20 protein-coding genes are annotated in these 19,693 nt (G+C 68.2%); 11 read left to right on the top strand and 9 right to left on the bottom strand.

The features are described from left to right. Positions 1-125: 125 nt before the first annotated feature. Positions 126-587 carry a MarR family winged helix-turn-helix transcriptional regulator gene (locus ACWDU1_RS13020; protein WP_449998242.1) on the bottom strand — a complete coding sequence of 154 codons (462 nt, stop codon included), beginning with the start codon at positions 585-587 and terminating at the stop codon, positions 126-128. Continuing rightward, the gene (locus tag ACWDU1_RS13015; RefSeq protein WP_449998240.1) at positions 584-1,834 is read right to left on the bottom strand and encodes a flavin-dependent oxidoreductase; all 1,251 of its coding nucleotides are present in this window, start codon (positions 1,832-1,834) and stop codon (positions 584-586) included. The genes ACWDU1_RS13020 and ACWDU1_RS13015 overlap by 4 nt, the downstream gene beginning before the upstream one ends. Positions 1,835-2,126: 292 nt before the next feature. On the opposite strand from ACWDU1_RS13015, the gene ACWDU1_RS13010 reads away from it, so the two are divergent. Beyond that, positions 2,127-3,713, top strand: a complete 1,587-nt coding sequence (locus ACWDU1_RS13010; protein WP_449998239.1) for an adenylate/guanylate cyclase domain-containing protein — start codon at positions 2,127-2,129, stop codon at positions 3,711-3,713. 114 nt (positions 3,714-3,827) lie between these two features. Here ACWDU1_RS13010 and ACWDU1_RS13005 read toward each other — a convergent pair whose 3' ends face one another. Continuing rightward, positions 3,828-4,709 carry an NAD(P)H-binding protein gene (locus tag ACWDU1_RS13005; protein WP_449998237.1) on the bottom strand — a complete coding sequence of 294 codons (882 nt, stop codon included), beginning with the start codon at positions 4,707-4,709 and terminating at the stop codon, positions 3,828-3,830. Between the two features lie 90 nt (positions 4,710-4,799). On the opposite strand from ACWDU1_RS13005, the gene ACWDU1_RS13000 reads away from it, so the two are divergent. Continuing rightward, on the top strand, positions 4,800-5,612 hold the full coding sequence (locus ACWDU1_RS13000) for a helix-turn-helix domain-containing protein (protein ID WP_449998244.1): 813 nt from the start codon (positions 4,800-4,802) through the stop codon (positions 5,610-5,612). Positions 5,613-5,858: 246 nt separating this feature from the next. On the opposite strand, the gene ACWDU1_RS12995 is transcribed toward ACWDU1_RS13000, so the two are convergent. Next, entirely contained in the window at positions 5,859-6,563 is a 705-nt protein-coding gene (locus tag ACWDU1_RS12995) for a TIGR03943 family putative permease subunit (RefSeq protein WP_449998236.1), read from the bottom strand. Continuing rightward, entirely contained in the window at positions 6,560-7,576 is a 1,017-nt protein-coding gene (locus ACWDU1_RS12990) for a permease (protein ID WP_449998234.1), read from the bottom strand. The genes ACWDU1_RS12995 and ACWDU1_RS12990 overlap by 4 nt, the downstream gene beginning before the upstream one ends. A gap of 117 nt (positions 7,577-7,693) precedes the next feature. Here ACWDU1_RS12990 and ACWDU1_RS12985 point away from each other — a divergent pair, with 117 nt between their 5' ends. Further along, a complete protein-coding gene (locus ACWDU1_RS12985) occupies positions 7,694-8,839 on the top strand; it encodes a GTP-binding protein (protein WP_449998232.1) in 1,146 nt (381 codons plus the stop codon). An 18-nt stretch (positions 8,840-8,857) separates the two neighbouring features. On the opposite strand, the gene ACWDU1_RS12980 is transcribed toward ACWDU1_RS12985, so the two are convergent. Continuing rightward, a complete protein-coding gene (locus ACWDU1_RS12980) occupies positions 8,858-9,490 on the bottom strand; it encodes a TetR/AcrR family transcriptional regulator (RefSeq protein WP_449998243.1) in 633 nt (210 codons plus the stop codon). Between the two features lie 92 nt (positions 9,491-9,582). Between ACWDU1_RS12980 and ACWDU1_RS12975 the strand changes: the two genes are divergently transcribed. The 5 genes from ACWDU1_RS12975 (at position 9,583) to ACWDU1_RS12955 (ending at position 14,363) form a co-directional block, all read left to right on the top strand. Then, a complete protein-coding gene (locus ACWDU1_RS12975; RefSeq protein ID WP_449998231.1) occupies positions 9,583-10,074 on the top strand; it encodes a hypothetical protein in 492 nt (163 codons plus the stop codon). Positions 10,075-10,217: 143 nt separating this feature from the next. Continuing rightward, the gene (locus tag ACWDU1_RS12970; RefSeq protein ID WP_449998230.1) at positions 10,218-11,267 is read left to right on the top strand and encodes a FecCD family ABC transporter permease; all 1,050 of its coding nucleotides are present in this window, start codon (positions 10,218-10,220) and stop codon (positions 11,265-11,267) included. 5 nt (positions 11,268-11,272) lie between these two features. Further along, positions 11,273-12,085, top strand: a complete 813-nt coding sequence (locus ACWDU1_RS12965) for an ABC transporter ATP-binding protein (protein WP_449998228.1) — start codon at positions 11,273-11,275, stop codon at positions 12,083-12,085. Then, positions 12,082-13,089, top strand: coding sequence for an ABC transporter substrate-binding protein (locus tag ACWDU1_RS12960; protein WP_449998227.1), 1,008 nt, complete (start codon positions 12,082-12,084; stop codon positions 13,087-13,089). Before ACWDU1_RS12965 ends, ACWDU1_RS12960 begins: the two co-directional genes overlap by 4 nt. A 95-nt stretch (positions 13,090-13,184) precedes the next feature. Beyond that, a complete protein-coding gene (locus tag ACWDU1_RS12955) occupies positions 13,185-14,363 on the top strand; it encodes an MFS transporter (protein WP_449998225.1) in 1,179 nt (392 codons plus the stop codon). Positions 14,364-14,515: 152 nt separating this feature from the next. Here ACWDU1_RS12955 and ACWDU1_RS12950 read toward each other — a convergent pair whose 3' ends face one another. Continuing rightward, positions 14,516-15,250 (bottom strand): histidine phosphatase family protein, encoded by a 735-nt coding sequence (locus ACWDU1_RS12950; RefSeq protein WP_449998224.1) that lies wholly within the window; start codon positions 15,248-15,250, stop codon positions 14,516-14,518. 468 nt (positions 15,251-15,718) lie between these two features. Between ACWDU1_RS12950 and ACWDU1_RS12945 the strand changes: the two genes are divergently transcribed. Beyond that, positions 15,719-16,333, top strand: a complete 615-nt coding sequence (locus ACWDU1_RS12945) for a dihydrofolate reductase family protein (RefSeq protein WP_449998222.1) — start codon at positions 15,719-15,721, stop codon at positions 16,331-16,333. Positions 16,334-16,366: 33 nt separating this feature from the next. Here ACWDU1_RS12945 and ACWDU1_RS12940 read toward each other — a convergent pair whose 3' ends face one another. Then, positions 16,367-17,446, bottom strand: coding sequence for a Gfo/Idh/MocA family protein (locus ACWDU1_RS12940; protein ID WP_449998220.1), 1,080 nt, complete (start codon positions 17,444-17,446; stop codon positions 16,367-16,369). A gap of 99 nt (positions 17,447-17,545) precedes the next feature. On the opposite strand from ACWDU1_RS12940, the gene ACWDU1_RS12935 reads away from it, so the two are divergent. Continuing rightward, positions 17,546-18,178, top strand: coding sequence for a TetR/AcrR family transcriptional regulator (locus ACWDU1_RS12935; protein ID WP_449998218.1), 633 nt, complete (start codon positions 17,546-17,548; stop codon positions 18,176-18,178). Positions 18,179-18,295: 117 nt separating this feature from the next. Here ACWDU1_RS12935 and ACWDU1_RS12930 read toward each other — a convergent pair whose 3' ends face one another. Continuing rightward, the gene (locus tag ACWDU1_RS12930) at positions 18,296-18,676 is read right to left on the bottom strand and encodes a nuclear transport factor 2 family protein (protein ID WP_449998216.1); all 381 of its coding nucleotides are present in this window, start codon (positions 18,674-18,676) and stop codon (positions 18,296-18,298) included. Positions 18,677-18,762: 86 nt separating this feature from the next. Between ACWDU1_RS12930 and ACWDU1_RS12925 the strand changes: the two genes are divergently transcribed. Beyond that, complete coding sequence (locus ACWDU1_RS12925; RefSeq protein WP_449998214.1) at positions 18,763-19,578, top strand: helix-turn-helix domain-containing protein; 816 nt, start codon at positions 18,763-18,765, stop codon at positions 19,576-19,578. The last annotated feature ends 115 nt before the right edge of the window (positions 19,579-19,693 follow it).

Below are 19,693 nucleotides of genomic sequence, written 5' to 3'. Positions count from 1 at the left end.
GAGTTCGACGCCGTCGTCCATCGGCACGCGGAGTCCTTTGCGCACGGTGATGTCGAACGGACCGGGCGCGAGCCCTCGGATCGTGCGGGCTTGTATCCAGCGCGAGAGGCGCTGACGGAGAGTGGTCATTCGGATTCTTTCGGGTGGTCGAGGCGCCAGAGGGCTTCCCGCAGCCGCTCGAGAGCGGGCACCGCGGCCGCGAGCGCGTCCCGGTCCGCGGGTGCCAGTGTCGCCGTGGCCTTCTCGACGAGTGCGCCGCTGGCGATATCGAATCGGGCGAACAGGTCGTGAGCGCGCGTGGTGGTCAGTACTTCGATGCGGCGGCGGTCACCGGAGCCGGGCCGGCGTTCGATCAACCCGCTCGCCTCGAGTGCGGTGAGCAGGTTGCTGACCGTCGGACGGCTCAAACCGAGCCGGTGCGCGAGTTCCGCCGGCGTGGTGACCTCTCCCGGTGGGAGGGCCCGGATGATCTCGATCTGCGCATCCGGTATCTCGGGAAGTTCCGCGGCGGCCCGGGCGGCGTTGAGCAGCGTCCGGCGCAGCGGCGAGATCACCGCCGCCAGCCGTGCCGGATCGGGCGCCGTCATCCGGCGGGCTCCGAGAGCGAGCGGGCGGCCGCCGGTGGAGTCAGAGAGGAGCGTGCCGTGAGCGCTGCCGGGTCGAATCCGGCGGCCTTCTTGTACCCGGTGGCGATATAGGTGAGTTCTTCCGGTGACATGACATCGTGGATATGTGCGAACCCTTCGGGTGCACGTTCGCGGGCGAGCACCATGACCCGCTCGGGTCCCTGCTGCCGATTGCTGAGTACCAATTTCGTCGTCGCCGGGCGGCGGTCGCGCTCGTAGGCCGCCAGGGCATGTTCGATCGACGCCGCGGTCGCGAGGTGAAAGGCGAGGGTGCGCGCGTCGAGAACCGCCTGGGATGCTCCGTTGGAGCCGTTCGGATACATCGGATGGGCCGCGTCGCCGAGGAGCGTGGTCCGGCCATAGGTCCACCGCTCCAGCGGATCCCGGTCGACCATGGGATATTCGAGGATTTCCGCGGCGCCGGCGATCAGGTCCGGAACGTCCAGCCACGGGAAGCGCCACTCCCGGAACGCTTCGACGATCGGTGCCGGGTCGACCGCGCGATTCCACTCGGCGTACCCGGTATCGGAGCCGCCGGTCCGGCGTTCGGCGATGAAGTTGATCTCGTCGCCGATCGGATAGGCGACGAACTTGCGCTCGTCGTCCCCGGCCATGATCATCGTGCGACCGTCGAGGAATCCGGGTCGCCGGGTGACGCCCCGCCACAGTGTCAGGCCGTTCCACACCGGTTCGCCCTCGTCCGGCCGGTGCAGGTGGCGTAGCGCCGACCGGATGCCGTCGGCCCCGATGACCACGTCCGCCTCGGCCGTGACCTCGCCTGCCGGGGTCTCGAACCGGGCGAGACCGGACGTTTCGGCCGAAACCAGCCGGTGGCCGGTGTGGACGGCGTTCGTGCCCACTCGTTCCCGGACGGCGGCCAGCAATTCCAGTTGCAGCCGCCCGCGGTGCACGGAGACCTGCGGCCATCGGTAGCCCGCGTCGAGGCCGCGTGGTTCTTTCCAGATCTCCTGCCCGTGCCGGTTGTAGTAGGCCAGCGTGCCCGGCGCGACGCCCAGGGCCGCGATCCGCTCACCGAGGCCGAGTTCGGCGAGCTCACGCATGGCATGGGGGAGGAGATTGATGCCCACGCCCAGCGGCCGCAGGTCGGTGCTGCGCTCGTGCACCGTGATATCCCGGAAGCCCGCCGCGTGCAGGCTCAACGCCGCCGTGAGGCCACCGATTCCCGCACCGGCGATGACAATCCTCATGCCACATAGTTTTGCAACAAAACTAATTGGCCGTCAATACTGGCCGGCGCGATGACATGGCTCAGGCACTCGCGTCGAATTCGGCGAGCCGGGTGGAGACCGCTCGGGGTTGCCGTTGTACTGCCGTGCGGCGGGGATCGGCCGTGCACTGCACGACTTCACAAAGAAACAGGCGGGTAATTGGCGCCGATCCCAGCCGCGGCCTCCGGACGCCCGGGCGCCGGTCGCGACCGCCGAGACTCGGATACGTTTATCCGCGAAACGGTGGCCGAGCCGTGAGGAGGTGCACGGGATGGATCCCGAGGTGGACGAGCGATCGGCCGAGCCCTTCGGGTCGCGATTGCTCGGATCGGCCGACCAATCCGTACCGATTCTGCGGATCCGTGTCCAGCTACTGCTCACCGTGCTGTTGATGGCGACGAATGTCATCGGCGCGGTGGTGGTGGTCGTCCTGCTGAACGTGGTCATCCCGGGCGCCCGCCCGACGGGGTCCACGCTGACGCTCAGCCTGGTGGCGGCGCTGGTCTATGTGGTGTTCGGGTTGGTACTCGGAGGGTGGTGGGGTACCCGGCGGGCGCTGCGCGTGTTGCGCTGGGCGCTGGCCGACCGGCAACCCACCGCCGCCGAGCGCGCCCGGTCGTTGCGTGTGCCCCGCGAACTGACCGCTGTGCAGGGTGGGTTGTGGGCGGGTGCGGTGCTGGTGTTCGGCATCCTGTTCGGGGTCACGCAGCCGACGCTGCTGGTCACCGTGGCCCCGACCATCGCCTTGGCCGGCACCGTGGTGTGCGCGAACGCCTACCTGCTCAGTCAGTTCGCGCTCCGTCCGGTCGCGGCGCGGGCTCTCGCCGCCGACGAGATGACCGCGCGCCGCCCGGGCGGGGTGCAGACACGAATGCTCGCGTTCTGGGGTCTGGGTACCGGGGTTCCGACGACCGGTTTGATCGCATTCGCACTGCTGGTGCTGCTGCGCGGCGGGGTGGAGGTGAACCGGCTGGCGACGACCGTGGTGGTGCTCGGTGGTGTGGTGCTGGTTTTCGGGTCGCTGCTCACCGTGTTCACCGTGCGGGCTGTCGTCGCCCCGCTCGAATCGGTACGCCACGGAATGGACCGGGTGGGCCGGGGCGACTGGGACATCGAAATCCCCGTCTACGACGGGTCCGAACTCGGGCAGCTCCAGAACGGGTTCAATCGTATGGCTCGCGGCCTGCGGGAACGTGAACGCATCCGCGATATGTTCGGTCGCCATGTGGGCCGGGAGGTCGCCGAGGCCGCCCTGACAGGTAGCGGCGAACCGGGCGATATCAGGCTGGGCGGGACGGTATCGGAGGTATCGGTGCTGTTCGTCGACCTCGTCGGGTCGACGTCGCTGGCGGAGACCCGATCGCCCACCGCGGTGGTCGACCTGCTCAATACCTTCTTCACCGTGATCGTCGACGAGGTGGACGCCCGCGGCGGCCTGATCAACAAATTCGTCGGCGACGCCGCCCTCGCTGTTTTCGGCGCTCCCGTATCGATGCCCGACCACGCCACCCACGCGCTGGCCGCCGCCCGCGCGATCGCGCGGCGACTACCCGAGGAACTCGCCGACGCCGTCGCCGGCGTCGGAGTGGCGACCGGTCACGTGGTCGCGGGCAACGTCGGCGACCAGCGGCGCTTCGAATACACGGTGATCGGCGACGCAGTGAACCAGGCCGCCCGGTTGACCGAACTGGCCAAGTCGACACCCGGCCGGCTGCTGGCCTCGGCCGCCGCCGTCGAGTCGGCCGGCGCGGTGGAGGCCGACCGGTGGCGGATGGCCGAAACGGTGACTTTGCGCGGTCGCAACGCGACCACCACCCTCGCGGTGCCTGTCGACGTGCCGCCGCAGGATCGGCCCTGAGACTCTCACGCACCCGCGGCGAGTTGGCTGCGCCCGCGGTGATCCGGCCCACCGGTGAGGTCGCGGACTCGCTCGTCCGGATGCTGTTCACCTCCGCGGGCAATCGGGCGGGGTTCAGTACGCCCGCCAGTCGCCCACCGCCGGTTCCCGGGCGAATGCCGCGACGTGGTCATCGACCCACTCCGCGTAGGTTCGCGCCGGCCGGCCGAGCACCGCGGCCACATCATCGGTCAGCACCGCGTTGCCGCCGGCCGCCACGAATGCCTGGCCGGCGAGCGCGCCGTCGGCGAATTCCGTGGTGGCTCCGGCGGCGAGCATATGTTCGCGGGCTGTGTCCGCGCCGATATCGGTGACCTCGACCGGATACCCGAGCGCGGCCGCCAGGGTGGCGGCCTGGTCGTGTGTGGTGAGCAGTTCGGGGCCGGTCAAGGTGTAGACGCGACCGGAGTGCGCGGCGGACAGCAGTGCCTCCGCCGCGACCGCGGAGACGTCACGGGGATCGACCACGCCCTGCGCACCCGACCCGGTCAAGTTCGAGACGGGGCGGCCGGCCTGGATGGCGGGCGCCCAGCTGAGGGTGTTCGAGGCGAAGGAGCTGGGTCTCAGCACGGTCCAGTCGACGCCGCTGTCCCGGACCGCCTCTTCCCCTGGCAGATGCCAGGTACCGACCCGGCCCAGCTCGGGATCGCCGGTGCCGATCGCGGACAGTTTCACGATGCGGCGTACCCCGGCATCCCGGGCGGCCCGGATCAGCGCCCGATCCGCGTCGATATACTCCGGGCCGAGCACGCCGAGGACGAAAACTGCTTCGGCGCCCGCCAGCGCGACTTCCATCTCCCGGACGTCCGCCAAGTCCCCGCGGGCGACTTCCACCCCGCCCGGGAACGCGGTCACCTCCGGATTCCTGGTGACGGCACGGACTTTCGCGCCGCGCGATGTCAGGTTACGGACGAGTTCGCCGCCGATGGTGCCCGTGGCACCGGTAATCACGATCATCGCTGCATCGTGCCGTTCCCGCAGTCCGGGCCGATAGGAGATTTCGGCACAGCGCATTCGCCCTGACCTGCATACAGTCGAAGAGTGACCATGCCGCGCACCCAGTCGCTCGTGACCAGCGATCTCGTCGAGACCACCGCACCCGCCCCCGGAACCCTGCGCCCCTGGCTCACCGAACTCGGCCGCATTCCGACCGTGCGGAACGCCCGCGTGCCCTTCGCGCATATCCCCGAGGCCGCCACCATGATCGTGCTACGCACCGAGGACCACGGCCCGCGCGACGCCCTCGTACTGGGGCCACGGACGAGAGCGATGTATGCCGCGGCGGACAAACCGCTGGGCTGTCTGCGGCTGCGGCTCGCTCCGGGCGCCACCGGCCCGCTGCTCGGGGTGGCCGCCGGAGATCTGACCGATCGGGTCGTCCGCCTGGCCGATCTGCCGGGGCCTGCCGCGCAGCTCGCCGCCGACCTGGTAGAGCTCGGTCCAGGGGAGCTGTTCCCCTATCTCGAACAGCGGCTACCACAACGCATCCGGGAGACTCCGACCCAGCGGCAGCACCGGCGCCTGCTCCGGACCGCAGTCGATTCCGTATCGGCCCGGCCGGGTGCGGCGAGTATTCCCACGCTGGCCCATGTTTTGTCGGTGAGCGAACGTCAGCTTCGGAACCTCTTCGGTGCCGGGATCGGCGTCTCGCCCAAGCACTACACCCGGATCGACCGGGTGCGGCGACTCGTGGCACGTCTCGGAACTTCGCCGTCGTCGCAATTGGCGGCCGGGGCCGGCTACTACGACCAATCCCATATGAACGCCGAGTTCCGCGCCCTGATGCGGGTGTCCCCCGGCTCGTTCCTCGGCGGCGCCCGGTTGCCGGTTCAGCCGTGCAGGCCGTCGATGTACACCTGACCGATTCCCGCCGTACTGCTGACCGAGGCGAATGCCCCGCCGCGACCGGCGATCCCGGCTACGACTGCATCATGGAGATCTGTGCCCGTCGTCCGCCGGGACGAGCAGGGCGACACCGTGGGATGAGTGGTCTGCACGACGTCCCGGCCGGGGTCTTCGATCTGGTCGTCATGGGTCCGGCCGGGGCATCGGGAAACCGCCGGCGGGGTCACACCCGCTACGAGCCGGTCGAGAACCGGTGAATCCTCAGTAACCGTAAGTGATCTTGGGCGGCTCGATCTGACGGGCCTCGTCGACGATCATCGTCGGCCAGGCCGGGGCGGCGGGGTCGGTGCGGCCGATGGTGACCCTGCCGGTCACCGACAGCCAGGTTCCCTCGGAAATTCCCGCGGGCAGGGGGCCGTCCAGGTGGAGGATGAGGAGTTGTCCGTCGGCGGCGCAGCAGGCGATCGCCAGCTGGCCGAGGTCGAAACCGGTTCCGGCCTCGTTGGGTAGCGCGAACCCCGCGGTGCCGACGGTGCGGTTTCGCAGCGTGTCCGGAGATCTGTGGGCGCGCAGTACGAGTTCCCGCAGCGGCATCGTCGAGGTGCCTTCGGTGACCGGTGGGAGAGGCCGTCGTGGGGCGGCGGTGGCGGAGACGAGTCCGGGGTCGGCCGAGGGGATGGCTCCGGTGCTCAACGCGGGCGGCGCGAGGAACAGCAGTACTGCGGCGGGCACCAGCAGCATCCAGTACGGCCGGCCCGACTCGCCGTGCGGGTCGGCGACCGCGCGGCCCGCACGGATATCGCGGGCTATGGCGACGAGCCCGAGCAAGACGATCACGCCTCCACTGAGCAGCAGATACGGGTACAGCGAGGCTTTCACGTACCGGAGGTAACTGCCGTCCAGCGTGATCTTGACGATGGTGGCACCGACCACGATCAGCAACAGGTTCTGCGCCTCGCGCCTCACCGCACACCTCCCAGGAAGACCAGGCCCGCGACGGTCCCGCAGACGACGGCGACCAGCAGGGTCAGCGGTGCGAACCGGAGCGCGAACGGCCGCCCGAAACTACCGACCTGCATGGCGAACAGTTTGACATCGATCGCCGGGCCGACCACGAGGAAGACCAGCCGGGGCAGCAGCGGCAGGGCGGACATACTGGCCGCGACGAAGGCGTCGGCTTCCGAGCACAGCGCGAGAATCACTGCGAGGAAAGCGCATACGACGATCGCGAGCGCGATATTTCCGGTGAGTGTGTCGTAGACCGACGGCGGCACCAGTAGGCGCAGCGCGGTCGCCGCGGCGGCGCCGAGGACCAGGAACGACCCCGCTTGCAGGAGGTCGTGCCGGGCGGCTTCGGTGAACACGCTCCATTTCGTGCCGTCGGTGTCGTGAGAGTGCCGCACCGGTCGCGGGGTCAGCCATTCCGGCCGCCCGATCCGCGCCCAGATCGCTCCGGTGATCAACGCGGTGGCGAGTGATCCGGTGAAGCGGGCGGCGACCATGGCCGGTTCGCCGGTGAAGGCGACGGCGGTCGCCACCAGCACGACCGGGTTGACTGCCGGTGCCGCGAGCATGAAGGTCAGGGCCGCCGAACTCGGCGCACCGTGGTCGATGAGCCGTCGAGAGGCGGGAACGGAACCGCATTCGCATCCCGGTACCGCCATCCCGGCAACACCGGCGACGCAGATCGCACCGGTCGTACTGTTCGGCAGCACCCGCTGCAGCAGGGCGGGCGAGACGAACGCGGCGATCGCCCCGCTCACCAGCACCCCGAGCACCAGAAACGGTACGGCCTGGACGAACACGCTGACGAAGATCGTGGTGGCGGCCTGGAATTTCGTGGAGGCGTTACCGATTCGGGTGAGCAGGGGGGTGGCGAATAGGCCGAGAAGCAGGATCGCGGCCAGCGCGTGAACCGAGGTGATCTCGAATCGGCCGGGCCACCGGCGTCGTGGGGGTGCCGCAGGTGTCGCGTCCATCGCGCTCAGCATAACCAGCCCGGGATGGCTCGGTACGCAGCGCGCGGGCGGCACGATGGGTGTGGATCGTGGGAGCCCCCGACACGAGCCACTAATGAAAACGGTTATCATTTGCTTATGACTGCTACCGTCGCGTCCCAGCTGCCCGTCACCGTGCTCTCCGGCTTCCTCGGTGCCGGAAAGACGACCCTGCTCAATCACATCCTCGCCAACCGGGAGGGCCGCCGGGTCGCGGTGATCGTGAACGATATGAGCGAGGTCAATATCGACGCCGCGCTCGTGGCCGGGCAGGGACACCTCGACCGGACGGAAGAGAAACTGGTCGAACTGACCAACGGATGCATCTGCTGCACCCTGCGCGAAGATCTGATCGAGGCGGTCGGGCGCCTGGCCCGGGAGAACCGATTCGACCAGCTGGTGATCGAATCCACCGGGATCTCCGAGCCCATGCCGGTGGCGGCGACCTTCGAATGGGAATTCGAGGACGGCTTCTCGCTCGGTGAATTGGCCCGATTGGACACCATGGTGACCGTGGTGGACGCCTCCACCTTCCTGACCGAGGTTTCCAAGGGCGAATCGCTGGCCTCGCGCGATCTGCAGGCCGGCGAGGGCGATGAACGCGGTATCGCCGATCTGCTCTCGGATCAGGTGGAGTTCGCCGATGTCGTACTCATCAACAAAACCGATCTGGTCGGTGAACCGCTGGCGGGCGCGGTCGAGACCATGGTGCGCCGGATGAATCCCCGCGCCGAGGTCCTCCGCATCCGGAACGGGGTCGTCGCGCTGGACAAGGTGCTGGGGACGGGTCGCTACGATCCGGTCGCGGCGGCGACGGCCGAGGGCTGGCAGGACGAGCTGGCCGGGACGCATGTTCCCGAAACCGAGGAATACGGCATCAGCAGTCTCACCTTCACCGCTGATCGTCCCTTTCATCCACAGCGGCTGGCAGACGTCCTCGGTGGATTGCGAAGGGTGTTGCGCAGCAAAGGATTCTGCTGGATCGCCACGCGGTCTGAGGTGGCGGCGCTGTGGTCGCAGGCGGGCCCGAATCTGACCTTCGAACCGGCCGGGTGGTGGTCCTCGCTCGATATGGCGCCGGGTCAGGAGGTGGTGTTCATCGGGGTGAAACTGGACCGCGACGGGCTGCGGGCGCAACTCGAGGACGCGCTGCTGACCGACGTCGAATACGCGGAAGGCGCGAAGGCGTGGGAGAGGTACGCCGACCCTTTCCCCGAGTGGGGCGCCCTGCACGAGCACGCCTGATCCCTCCGGCGTGGCCCATCAGCGCGGTGGGCCGGCGGGCTTCGTCAGATAGGACGTGAGGAGGACGACCATCTCATCCTCCAACGTCTCCGGCGGGACGGGATCCGGCGCGGTGACGAGCCGGTGGACCAGCGACTCCACGGTGGCGACCACGATCCGTGCGCTCAGGGTGGTATCGGCGACGGCGACCTCGGGGTGGTTCGCCAGCATGTGTGCTGCCGTGGCGACGGAGAACTCCTCGGCTTCGTGCAGGCGGGCCAGGAGCTGTGGGGCCCGGGGCGCCTCCTCGAACAACACTCGGTGCAGGCGTGGGTCGTCGCGGTGATTGTCGATCGTGGCCCGGATGAACAGGCGGAGCAGATCCTCGAGTCCGGGCGGGACGCCCGCCGCGAGGCGCTCGGTGAGCAGCTGCGATCCGGCGTCGAAATGCGCGTCCATCAATGCGTGCAGGATCGAGTCCTTGTTGGGGAAGTACTGGTAGAGCGATCCGATGGAGACGCCCGCGCGGTCGGCGATACGGTTCGTGGTCCCCGCGGCGTAGCCGTACTCGGAGAAAACGTGAGCAGCGGCGTCGAGGATCCACTGCCGGGTCTGGGCGGCGCGCTGCTGTTTCGGCTGTTTACGGGGCCGGAACCGGTCGGTCGGGGTAATGGATCGCTACCTCTCGAATGCGAGTAGTCGGCGCTTCCGGGGCGCCGCAGAATCGGAGTGACCAGCGGGAACATCATCACACGGGAGCCTCGATGTGCACCATTGCCCTGCAGACCGAATTGCCGACCGCGGCGGAACGAGTATGGGACGCGATGCTCTCGCCCGCGACGTTCCTCTATGTGTGCCGGGGGTTGTTCGGTGTTCCCGCGCTCGCGGGGCGCGTCGAGCGGTTCCGGGTCGGTGAATGCGGAACGGCCCGGCTGTGGGCGTTCCATATCTTTCCCGCCTATCGCCACACCATCGAGGTCGTCGAGATCGACGACGCCACCACGACCATCCGGACCCACGAGCACGGCGGCATCCTCTCGACCTGGAACCACACGTTGCAGGTCCGCGCGATCGGTGCGGATCGTTGCCGCTATTCGGACACGATCGAATTCGACGCCGGAGTGCCGACATCGCTGCTCGCGCCCTTCGTCGCGGGGATCTTCCGGTACCGCCAACGGCGTTGGCGCAAGCTGGTGAACCGGCATCTGCTCCCGGGTGGGCCGATATACGCCCGCCGTCATAGCGGCGCTCGGTAGTTCCTGGTCGTGGGGCCGCGGGTTGTCACCTTTCCACTCAAATGGTAATGATTATCAAAACTAATAGCTGAGTGGAAGTGTACGAGTTGGCGGCGAATCACGCGGTTGACCCCCGGCCGGGGGCAGTGGTCGTTCCAGATCGCGTGCGACGGTGGCAGACCCGGACCGGGACCGCGGCACTGGTCGCCGTGCTGGCGGTCGTCCTCGCAATATCCGTACCGATAGCGATCGGGCTCGGGTCCGCGTCGATCCCGCCCGCCGAGACCGCCCGGTTTCTGTGGGCCTCGGTGACCAACGGCACCGTGGCAGCCGACGAGGTGACCCGGTACCAGATCGTCTGGCAGATCCGCACGCCGCGAGTGCTTCTCGCCGCCGTGGTCGGCGCCGGGCTGAGCATCGCCGGTGCGGTGATCCAGGCACTGGTCCGCAACTCCCTGGCCGATCCCTACATTCTCGGCGTCTCCTCCGGTGCGTCGGTGGGGGCGGTATCGGTGTCGCTGTTCGGGGCCTTGGCGGGTCTGGGTATCTACGCCGTTTCGGCGGGCGCCTTCCTCGGCGCGCTGGGCGCGACCGCGCTGGTATACACGGTGGCCTACCGTCGCATGGGCGTGACGCCGCTGCGGTTGGTGCTGACCGGGGTGGCGCTGGCGTTCGGATTCCAGGCCATGATGAGCGTGCTGATCTATTTCGCTCCCGGCAGTGAGGCCACCAGCACCGTGTTGTTCTGGACAATGGGCTCGTTCGGCGCCGCGACCTGGGGCTCGCTACCAGTGGTGGCGGCGATCTCGGTGGTGGGTGGCGCGGTGCTGTTCCGGTACAGCCGGGTGCTGGACATCATGTCCCTCGGCGACGAAACCGCCGCGAGCCTCGGGGTGGATACGGCCGGTGCCCGCCGCGGCCTGTTCGCGACGACCGCGATCATGACCGGGGCGATGGTCGCCGTGAGCGGCACCATCGGTTTCGTCGGGCTGATCATTCCGCATATCACCCGCATGGTCGCGGGGGCGGGGCACGCGCGGTTGCTGCTGATCGCGCCGCTCGCGGGCGCGATCCTGACCGTGTGGGTGGATCTGCTCGCGCGGACCGTCGCCGCGCCCCGCGAACTCCCGATCGGGGTGTTGACCGCGCTGATCGGCGTTCCGGTGTTCATCGTCCTGATGCGCCGTCGGGGCTATGCTTTCGGAGGCGCATAGTGCAGGTGCGGATAGCTGATCTCGCGGTGACGATCGACGGCCGCGAGATCGTCGGGGGTGTGGACCTCGAAGCGGCGCCGGGCGAAGTGGTCGGGCTGATCGGGCCCAACGGGTCCGGGAAATCGACGATTCTGCGCTGTCTGTATCGCGCACTCGTGCCCAGCGGCGGCACCATCCGGATCGGTGAGCAGGATCTCGCGGAGCTGTCGCGGCGGGAATCGGCGCAGCGGATCGCGGCGCTGACCCAGGAAAGCGGCACCGAATTCGATTTCACCGTCGCCGAGGTCGTCGCACTGGGCCGGGCGCCGTTCAAATACGGGAACCAGCCGCTCACCGCGGCCGAACGTGACCTGTGCCGGGCGGCTATGGCGCAGATGGATATCGCGCATCTGGCGCACCGCGGCATCCTCGGCCTCTCCGGCGGTGAACGGCAGCGCGTGCTCGTCGCGCGGGCGCTCGTCCAGCAGCCGCGCGTCCTCATTCTGGACGAACCAACCAATCACCTCGACCTGCGGCATCAGATCGAATTGCTCGGATTGCTGCGGACCGCCGCGCCGACGGTACTGGTCGTGCTCCACGATCTGAATCTCGCCGCCGCGGCCTGCGATCGGATCGGGGTGCTCGCCGGCGGGCGGCTGGTGGCGGTGGGGCCGCCGCCGGAGGTGCTGACCGCGCAACGGATCGCGGCGGTGTTCGGGGTCGATATCGCCGTCGTCGAACATCCGCTGACCGGCGCACCGCAGATCCTCTACACACTGCCGGGCGGAAACCGGCCCGCATCCACGACGGACACGATCACGAAAGAGCCGACCCGATGAAACCGAATACCATCTCGCCGCGCTATCGCGGTGCTGTTGTCCTGGCAGCCGGCGCATTCCTGCTCTCCGCGTGCGGGGCGCAGGTCGACCAGACCGGCGATGCCGGGCGCCGCACCACGGTGCAGCGTTGCGGCGAGGCAGTCGAGTACACGGTGCCGCAGCGCGCGGTGGTCTACGAAGGGGGCAGCGCCGACAAGATGTTCGCGCTCGGCCTGGCCGACCATGTGCACGGCTATGTGCTACCGCCGGCGAATCCGCCGGTCAGCGAGTCCCCGTGGGCGGCCGATTACGAGAAGGTCGAATTCCTCAGCGACGATCTGCTCAACCGGGAACTCGTGGTCGACGCGAAAGCCGATTTCGTGGTCGCCGGGTGGAACTCGGGATTCTCCGATTCCCGCGGTATCACCCCCGAGATCCTCGACACCCTCGGCATCCAGAGCTTCATGCACGCCGAATCCTGTTTCAACTATCCGGGTTTCCCCGAGCGGCACACGCCCTTCGAGGGCCTCTATACCGATCTCGAGCGGCTGGGCCAGATCTTCGGTGTCGAACAGCGCGCGGCCGATCTGATCGCCGGCTACCGTGACCGCGTAACCCGGGTCCAAGAGCAGGCCCCGGCCGGGAAGCCGGTCAAGGTATTCCTCTACGACTCGGGAACCGACAAACCCTTCACTGCCGCGGGCCAGGTGCCGCCCACTGACATCATCGGGTTCGCGGGCGGGGAGAATGTTTTCGCCGAGGTCGACGCACGCTGGACCGAGGTGAGCTGGGAGGCCGTCGTGGAATCCGCGCCGGAGGTCATCATCATCCTGGAGTACCAGGACGCCCCCGCCCAGGAGAAGATCGATTTCCTGAAGAACAACCCCGCCACCGCCTCGCTGCCCGCTGTGGCCGGCAACAAGTTCTTCGTCCTGGACTACAACGAAGCCATTTCCAGCCCGCGCAATATCGACGGACTGGAGAAGTTCGCCGCCTATCTGCGTGACCATGTGGCGGCCGGATGATCGACGATCCGGTGCCCTCACCCGGCGGCGCGGCGGACACGTCGCGGACACCCCGACCCGAAACGGCCGATGAGCGCCCGATATCCGATTCCAGGATGGTCGCCGCGCTGTGGCCGGTGCTGATCGCCGCGATCACCGGCCTCTTCCCGTTCACGATCTACTCCACCTTCCTGGTGCCGATCGCGGCCACCGCAGGCGCACCGGAGTCGGGGATCGGATTCCTGCGCGGGCTGGGCGGCCTGGCCGCGCTGGTGGCGGGAATCGCGTTGGCGCCGTTGCTGGCCCGATGGTCCAAACAGTACGTGGCGGTCGCGGCGCTGGTCCTGCTCGCCGCGGCGAGCCTGCTGGCCACCACCGGGAGCGTCGCCGCGCTCATCGTCTTCTGCCTGGGCATCGGTATCGCGACGGCGCTGCTGACCCCGGCCCTGCTGACCCTGGCCACCGCGCGGTTCTCCGGCCCCGCGAACATCGGCCGGGCGGCGACCATGGTCACCGCGATCCAGACGCTCGCCGCGGTATGCGCCGGGCCGGTCATCGGCGTGATGGGGTCGTGGCACGGCTGGCAGGGTGCGTTGTGGATCACGGCGGCGGTGAGTGTGCTGGTCGCCCTGGGGTTCCTGCGCGGCCGATCGCGCGGGAACGCGGCGGTGCTGTCGGCTCCGCTCGGATACGCGGCGTCGTTTCGGGCGGTGCGGGCGCGGCCGGACCTGCTCGCGCTCATCGCTGTCGCCGGACTACGGACCACCTCGTTCATGGGGTACCTGGCGTTCCTGGCGGTGTTCTATCACGACCGGTTCGACCTCACGGCAACGACATTCACTCTGGTGTGGACCCTGAGCGGCGCGTCGTTCTTCCTCGGCAACTACCTGACGGGCAGGTGGGTCCGCGATCCCGATTCGGTGCTCGGCCGTCGCCCCGAGACCGTGCTCACGGCAGGTCTGCTCGGTGCGCTGCTCGCGGTGCTCGGAGTTTTCCACACCACCGCGCTGCTGTCCGCGCTGGCCGCGACCGCCCTGATGGGGTTCGGGCATGCGGTGGTGGCCGCCCAGATCACCACATCCGTCGCCCGCCGCAGCGGCGATCTGTCCGCGACCGCGTTCAGCCTGAACGCGGCCGGGATGAGCCTGGGAGTGTTCGCGGGGTCGGTGCTGGGCGGACTCGGTCTTGCGGCCGGCGGCCATACCGGGCTCGCACTCGCATTGAGCCTGCCGACGATTCTCGCGCTGTTCCTCGTCCCGGCGACGAGAACCATCGCTCGGCGCGATCGGCGATAGTTCGCGCCGGTCGCCCATATATCTCACACCTGTTCGGCGCGTGCGGGAACCACACCGCTGGGACGCGCGGGAACGAGCACACTCGCCCGGCGGGCCGGCGCGGTATCCACGCCGGCCCGGGTCATCCCGGCCGAAGCCCTCGAGCCTCGGGATCAGGCGACGGAATGACCGTCCCACGAGACGAGCTCCCAGCCCTTCGCCGGGCTGCCCTTCACAACCACCCGGCCGGTGTTGTGCAGGGGATCGGTCTGCAATTTGCTCAGGTCCGGATCGGAGACCGACATCAGCGTCCACACCATGATGGCGCCGCCGTGGGAGAAGATCACCGCACGGTCGTCGCCGCGGTCCTGGATGTCCTGGATGGAATCGTCCATGCGCTTCTTGAATTCGTGGCCGTCGATCGACCCGGGGATGCGGGCGTCCAGGTTGCCCTGCATCCACTGGACCGGTGCGGCGAAGTAACTGTCGCGGGCTTCCGCCTCCGGTGTGCCCTCGTAGATGCCTGCCTCGATCTCGTGGAAGCCCTCCTCGACGACAGTGCGATGATCGCACTGTCGTGCGGTCGGCTCCGCCGTCTGCTGGGTCCGGACCATTGTCGAGGCGTACACGGCGTCGAAATCGCAGTCGGACAGGAACCCGGCGACCGCGACGGCCTGCCCGCGGCCCTTGTCGGTCAGGCCGGGACCGGGGACGGAAGTGTCGATCAGGCCGGAGGCGTTGCCCGCCGATTCGGCGTGCCGGACAAAGGTGAGCGTCATATCCGTCGGTCCGAACGAACTGCCGGTATTCGGTGCGGCGACCGCGCCACCGCCGCCGGTCGCGGTGAGCGCTCCCACCGTGACGAACGCCGCGATGATCGCGACCAGGCGAGATTTCAGCACACGCATCAAAACTCCTTCGGGACTGTAGCTGTGAGCTGGGACACTATGGCCGGTCCGGCAGCGCTCCGCGACGATTTCCCGGTGAACGGGAGATCCTCCTCGCCCGCCCTATCGAACTATCCGCGGGCAAGGCACGGCGTGTGCTCACAGAAGGTGGCGCACCGCTTCGACGATCGCGCGGCGGCGGTCCTCGGTGCTCTCGGCCCCGTTCGCGGAGGCGGGCAGGCCGGTGTTCTTCGCCGCGTTGCGACTTCGGATCCGGTAAGCAGCCCGGCCCGATGGTTCGGACCGTAATCACCGAGCCGGAGATCCTGACCGGCGGCGTGGGAGCAATCTTGCGGACGATACGGGCAACCGCTGATGGGGGAGCTGCGGCTGCCGGCTTGCGTCTAAATTCTCTGCGGCAGGCCGATCAGTTCTGATCGCTACTCCCGTCTACCTGTCGATATCGCGCGACTCGAAAGGATCATCCCCATGGCAAAGGTCATCTCTACGCTGTTCGTCTCCGTCGACGGCGTGGCCGAAATCGATGCTGCCTGGCACTACCCGTACTTCGACGAGAATATGGGCCGCGCCGTCAGCGAAGACTACGACACTGCCGATGTACTGCTGATCGGTCGTGAGACCTACGACAGTTTCGCGGGGGCATGGCCCGACCGCGAGGCGGCGGGTGGGGACGACGCGCCGTTCGCGAAACAACTCGGTGACATGCGCAAGGTTGTGGTCTCACGCCGGCCGCTGAAGTTCTCCTGGCGCAACTCGGAGCTGATGGAGGGTGATCTGCTCGATGCCGTGGCCGCGCTCAAAGCCGATACCGGCATTGCGGGCATCCTCATCCCCGGTTCGATCTCTGTGGTGCAGCAGCTCCTCGCCGCAGGGTTGGTCGATGAGCTGCGTCTGCTGGTGCACCCGGTGGCGGCGCGTAAGGGCAGCAAGCTGTTCGACGACGGCAATGTGCCCTACCACTTGAAGGTGACGGCAACAGAGACGTTCCCCACAGGTGTGATTCGCGTTGTCTACTCGCCGACCGAGGCGCCCGGTGCGGTCGGCTACGACGATGTCAAGGGCGAGGTTCCCGGCCGGGAATAGCCCCCGCCGGCTCGATGACGGCGCTGCATCTGGCTACGAGATGTGCCGAACGGTTCCAGCGGCCGCCGACTGTTCGATGGCGGTGAGGAGCCGGTGGTGACGCAGGCCGGTCTCGAAGCTGGGGTGCGGTTGCTGGGTTTCGGTGATGGCTCGGGCGACCTCCTGGTAGAGGGCTGCGATATTGGCCGGTGGGCCGGACCGGATGCCGGCGGGGACGGTGCGGTAGGTGTCGGGCACAGTCAGGGTCTGGTCGCCGATCCGGATGTCCCAGTCGCCCCAGTGGATGAATGTCCCGGGCCGGGTGGGTGTGGCGGTCAAGGTTGCGTCGCTGCCGACGAGCTCCAGGTGGAAACCGTACCGGGCGGGTCCGTTGCCTCCGTGTACGGCGACGGAGGCCGTGGCGCCGTTGGTGAGTTGGCCGTGTAGCAGGACATGGCTGGGCGTGGCGTTGAGTTCGGTCCGGTCCGTCCCGGTGATGAGCACGTGGTCGTGGGTCCGGGGAAGCCGGGCGGAGACTTCGGTCAGTGCGCCCGCGACTCGTTCGAGTGTGGCCAGGAAGTGGCCGGCCATGATGGTCAGGATGGTCGTGCCCCCCGAAGGCTGCAGGCTGAACTCCAGGTCCGGCCAAATCCGGCTGCCGCCGAAGGGGGCACCTTCCGCCGTCAGTGCGACCGATTCGAGCGTGCCGATCCGGCCGTCGGCCAGCAGGTCCGCGACGAAGTGGGCGCTCGGCGAGTGATGGCCCTGCAGGACGACCGCGTGCACGACTCCGGCGTCTGCCGCGGCCCTGGTCAGCTCGTCCGCTTCGTCCGCGTCGATACCCAGCGGCCATTCGGACACGACATGTTTGCCGGCGTCGAGCGCCGCCCTGATCACGGCGGCATGCCCGGAAGCCTTCACCGAGACCACCACCAGGTCGACCTCGGGGTGCGCGACGAGTGGAGCCGCGTCGGCGAACGCGTGCCGGACTTCGTACGCTGCCGCAACCCGATTCGCGCTGGTGTGTCTGGTGGTTGCGACCGCGGTCACGGCGAATTCCTCCAGCGCGGCCAGCGCGGGCAGGTGCGAGGTGGCCGCCCAGCCACTCGCTCCGACGACTCCGACTCGGATCATGTGCGCCACTCCTTAGTTGTATACCTGACGGTACAAAACTAGGTGGCGCGCCTTCGTCGCACAAGAGGTAATGTACCGATAGGTAAAAAATGTGGAGAGATGGAGGACGGCATGGCCGGCGGACGCCCACGCTCATTCGACGCCGACACCGCCCTCGACCGCGCGCTGGAAGTGTTCTGGCGCAACGGTTATGAGGGCACCTCGCTGACCGACCTGACCGCCGCGATGGGCATCAACAAGCCGAGCCTCTACGCCGCCTTCGGCAACAAGGAGGAACTGTTCGGCAAGGTCGTGACCCGCTACCTCGAGGGCCCCGGCGCCTACGCCGCGGACGCCCTGGCCGCGCCGACCGGCCGCGAAGTCCTCGAGCGGCTGATCCGGGGAACTGTGGACCTGACCGCAGGCGAGAACACACCCCACGGTTGTCTGTGCGTCAAAACCGTTCAAGCCTGCGGCCCCGACGCGCGCCCGGTACGCGAGGATGCCGTCCGGGTACGAAAGGCCGCCGAGACGGCGCTGCGCAGACGGCTCGAACAGGCAACCGACCTGATCCCCGGCTCCGACCCGGCTGCCTTGGCCGCCCTCGTCCACACCATCTCCGACGGTATCGCCGTCCAGGCCGCGGCCGGCCGCAGTCGTGCCCAGCTCCGCCGGATCGCCGACTCGGCTCTGTGTGCCCTCCTGGGCGAGGCGCACAGACCTACCATGACGAGCTCGGATCACCTGGCCTGAGCACCGAGGCGGCCGGGGTTCGGGGGCGAGGCCGGAAGGGGGTGTCGCGGACGCGGAGCGGCCGGCCCGTCGGCTGCCGCCCCCGTTCGAGCCCGATGCGTACGGGGGCGGCTCGGATCAGAACATTCCGTGCGGGATCTGGGCCGCGTCGGGGATCTGCTGGAGGGTGTCCCAATGTTCGACGATCTTGCCATCGGCCAGCCGCCAGATGTCCACCACCGCCAGATCGGGATCGCCGTCCGGCGGGATCATTCGATAGTGCACCACCACGTACTCGCCCTCGGCGATCACGCGCGCCAGTTCCAGACGTGACGCGGCCACAGGCGCTGTGCCGATGTAATCGATGAAGGCATCCCTGCCCGACGGGTTCCCGGGGCTGTGTTCGAGGAAGTCCTCGTGCAGTGCCGTGCGCAGTACCTCGATATTTCCCGCCGTGAATTCCGAGTAGACATGCTGGACCAGTTCTTTGTTACGCAATGTCGAATTGTCGTTCGTCATGCGCCGAGCGTGCCCTGCGCCCGGCCGTGCTGTCGATTACCAGTCATGTCATGGCGGCGGGGCCCGCGGGTGATGATACTGGGCCGATGAACGGTGAACGTCCGGTCGGCGCGCTGCTGCGGGAATGGCGGCTCCGACGGAAGTTGAGCCAGCTCGACCTGGCCATTCAGGCCGGGGTATCGGCCCGGCATATCAGTTTTGTGGAAACCGGGCGCACGGTGCCCAGCCGGGCCATGGTGCTGCATCTCGCCGGACAACTGCACATTCCGCTCCGAGAACGTAACCGGATGCTGGTCGCCGCCGGACATGCTCCCGAGTTCGCGCGCCGCGCCTGGACAGATCCCGCGTTGCGCCGGGCACGCGAGGCGGTACAGCGGGTCCTGCACCTGCACGAGCCCTACCCGGCGCTTGCGGTGGATCAGCAATGGAATCTCGTGCAGGCCAACACCTGCGTCGAGGTGTTCTTCGACTGCGTCGAACCCGACCTGCTCGGGCCGCCGGTCAACATGATGCGACTCGCGCTTCACCCTCGTGGTCTCGGTAACCGCCTCGGCAATCTCGAACAGGTCCGTGCGTTCCTGCTGCCGCGCTTGGCGCGCCGGGTCATGGCCACCGGCGACCCTGCCCTCACGACGCTGTTCGAGGAGTTGGGGTCCTACGCCGCCCCGGTCATCGCCGACCCGGATGTCGCGGATATCGCACTGCCCATCCAGCTGCGTCACCGCGGCACGGAGCTCATGCTCTTCAGTACGGTCACGACCTTCGGCGCGGCCTTCGACATCACCCTCGACGAGGTCGCGGTCGAGGCATACTTTCCCGGCGACGATAGAACCGCCGCATATCTACGCGAACTGGCCGACAAACGACTCTCCGCTGCTGACCAGGCTGCTATCAGACCATGATTCGACCGTTCGTTTCCGGGCCGGTGCCGCGCAGCGTACGAGCGGATCTCGGCTGATCCGATGTAGAGGAGCACACCATCCCCGGGGTTTCACGTTCCACCATCACGACTTGTCT

It is taken from the genome of Nocardia sp. NPDC003345 (assembly GCF_053589395.1).
This window is presented reverse-complemented; position numbering and strand designations above follow the sequence as displayed.

Excerpts from the sequence above, each read along its gene's own strand:
- ACWDU1_RS13005 (WP_449998237.1), bottom strand. The coding sequence starts at position 4,709 with ATGATCGTGATTACCGGTGCCACGGGCACCATCGGCGGCGAACTCGTC.
- ACWDU1_RS12955 (WP_449998225.1), top strand. The coding sequence starts at position 13,185 with ATGGTCGCCGCGCTGTGGCCGGTGCTGATCGCCGCGATCACCGGCCTC.
- ACWDU1_RS12945 (WP_449998222.1), top strand. The coding sequence starts at position 15,719 with ATGGCAAAGGTCATCTCTACGCTGTTCGTCTCCGTCGACGGCGTGGCC.
- ACWDU1_RS12985 (WP_449998232.1), top strand. The coding sequence starts at position 7,694 with ATGACTGCTACCGTCGCGTCCCAGCTGCCCGTCACCGTGCTCTCCGGC.
- ACWDU1_RS13015 (WP_449998240.1), bottom strand. The coding sequence starts at position 1,834 with ATGAGGATTGTCATCGCCGGTGCGGGAATCGGTGGCCTCACGGCGGCG.
- ACWDU1_RS13020 (WP_449998242.1), bottom strand. The coding sequence starts at position 587 with ATGACGGCGCCCGATCCGGCACGGCTGGCGGCGGTGATCTCGCCGCTG.
- ACWDU1_RS12990 (WP_449998234.1), bottom strand. The coding sequence starts at position 7,576 with ATGGACGCGACACCTGCGGCACCCCCACGACGCCGGTGGCCCGGCCGA.
- ACWDU1_RS12960 (WP_449998227.1), top strand. The coding sequence starts at position 12,082 with ATGAAACCGAATACCATCTCGCCGCGCTATCGCGGTGCTGTTGTCCTG.
- ACWDU1_RS12975 (WP_449998231.1), top strand. The coding sequence starts at position 9,583 with ATGTGCACCATTGCCCTGCAGACCGAATTGCCGACCGCGGCGGAACGA.
- ACWDU1_RS13010 (WP_449998239.1), top strand. The coding sequence starts at position 2,127 with ATGGATCCCGAGGTGGACGAGCGATCGGCCGAGCCCTTCGGGTCGCGA.
- ACWDU1_RS12930 (WP_449998216.1), bottom strand. The coding sequence starts at position 18,676 with ATGACGAACGACAATTCGACATTGCGTAACAAAGAACTGGTCCAGCAT.
- ACWDU1_RS12940 (WP_449998220.1), bottom strand. The coding sequence starts at position 17,446 with ATGATCCGAGTCGGAGTCGTCGGAGCGAGTGGCTGGGCGGCCACCTCG.
- ACWDU1_RS13000 (WP_449998244.1), top strand. The coding sequence starts at position 4,800 with ATGCCGCGCACCCAGTCGCTCGTGACCAGCGATCTCGTCGAGACCACC.
- ACWDU1_RS12925 (WP_449998214.1), top strand. The coding sequence starts at position 18,763 with ATGAACGGTGAACGTCCGGTCGGCGCGCTGCTGCGGGAATGGCGGCTC.
- ACWDU1_RS12935 (WP_449998218.1), top strand. The coding sequence starts at position 17,546 with ATGGAGGACGGCATGGCCGGCGGACGCCCACGCTCATTCGACGCCGAC.
- ACWDU1_RS12950 (WP_449998224.1), bottom strand. The coding sequence starts at position 15,250 with ATGCGTGTGCTGAAATCTCGCCTGGTCGCGATCATCGCGGCGTTCGTC.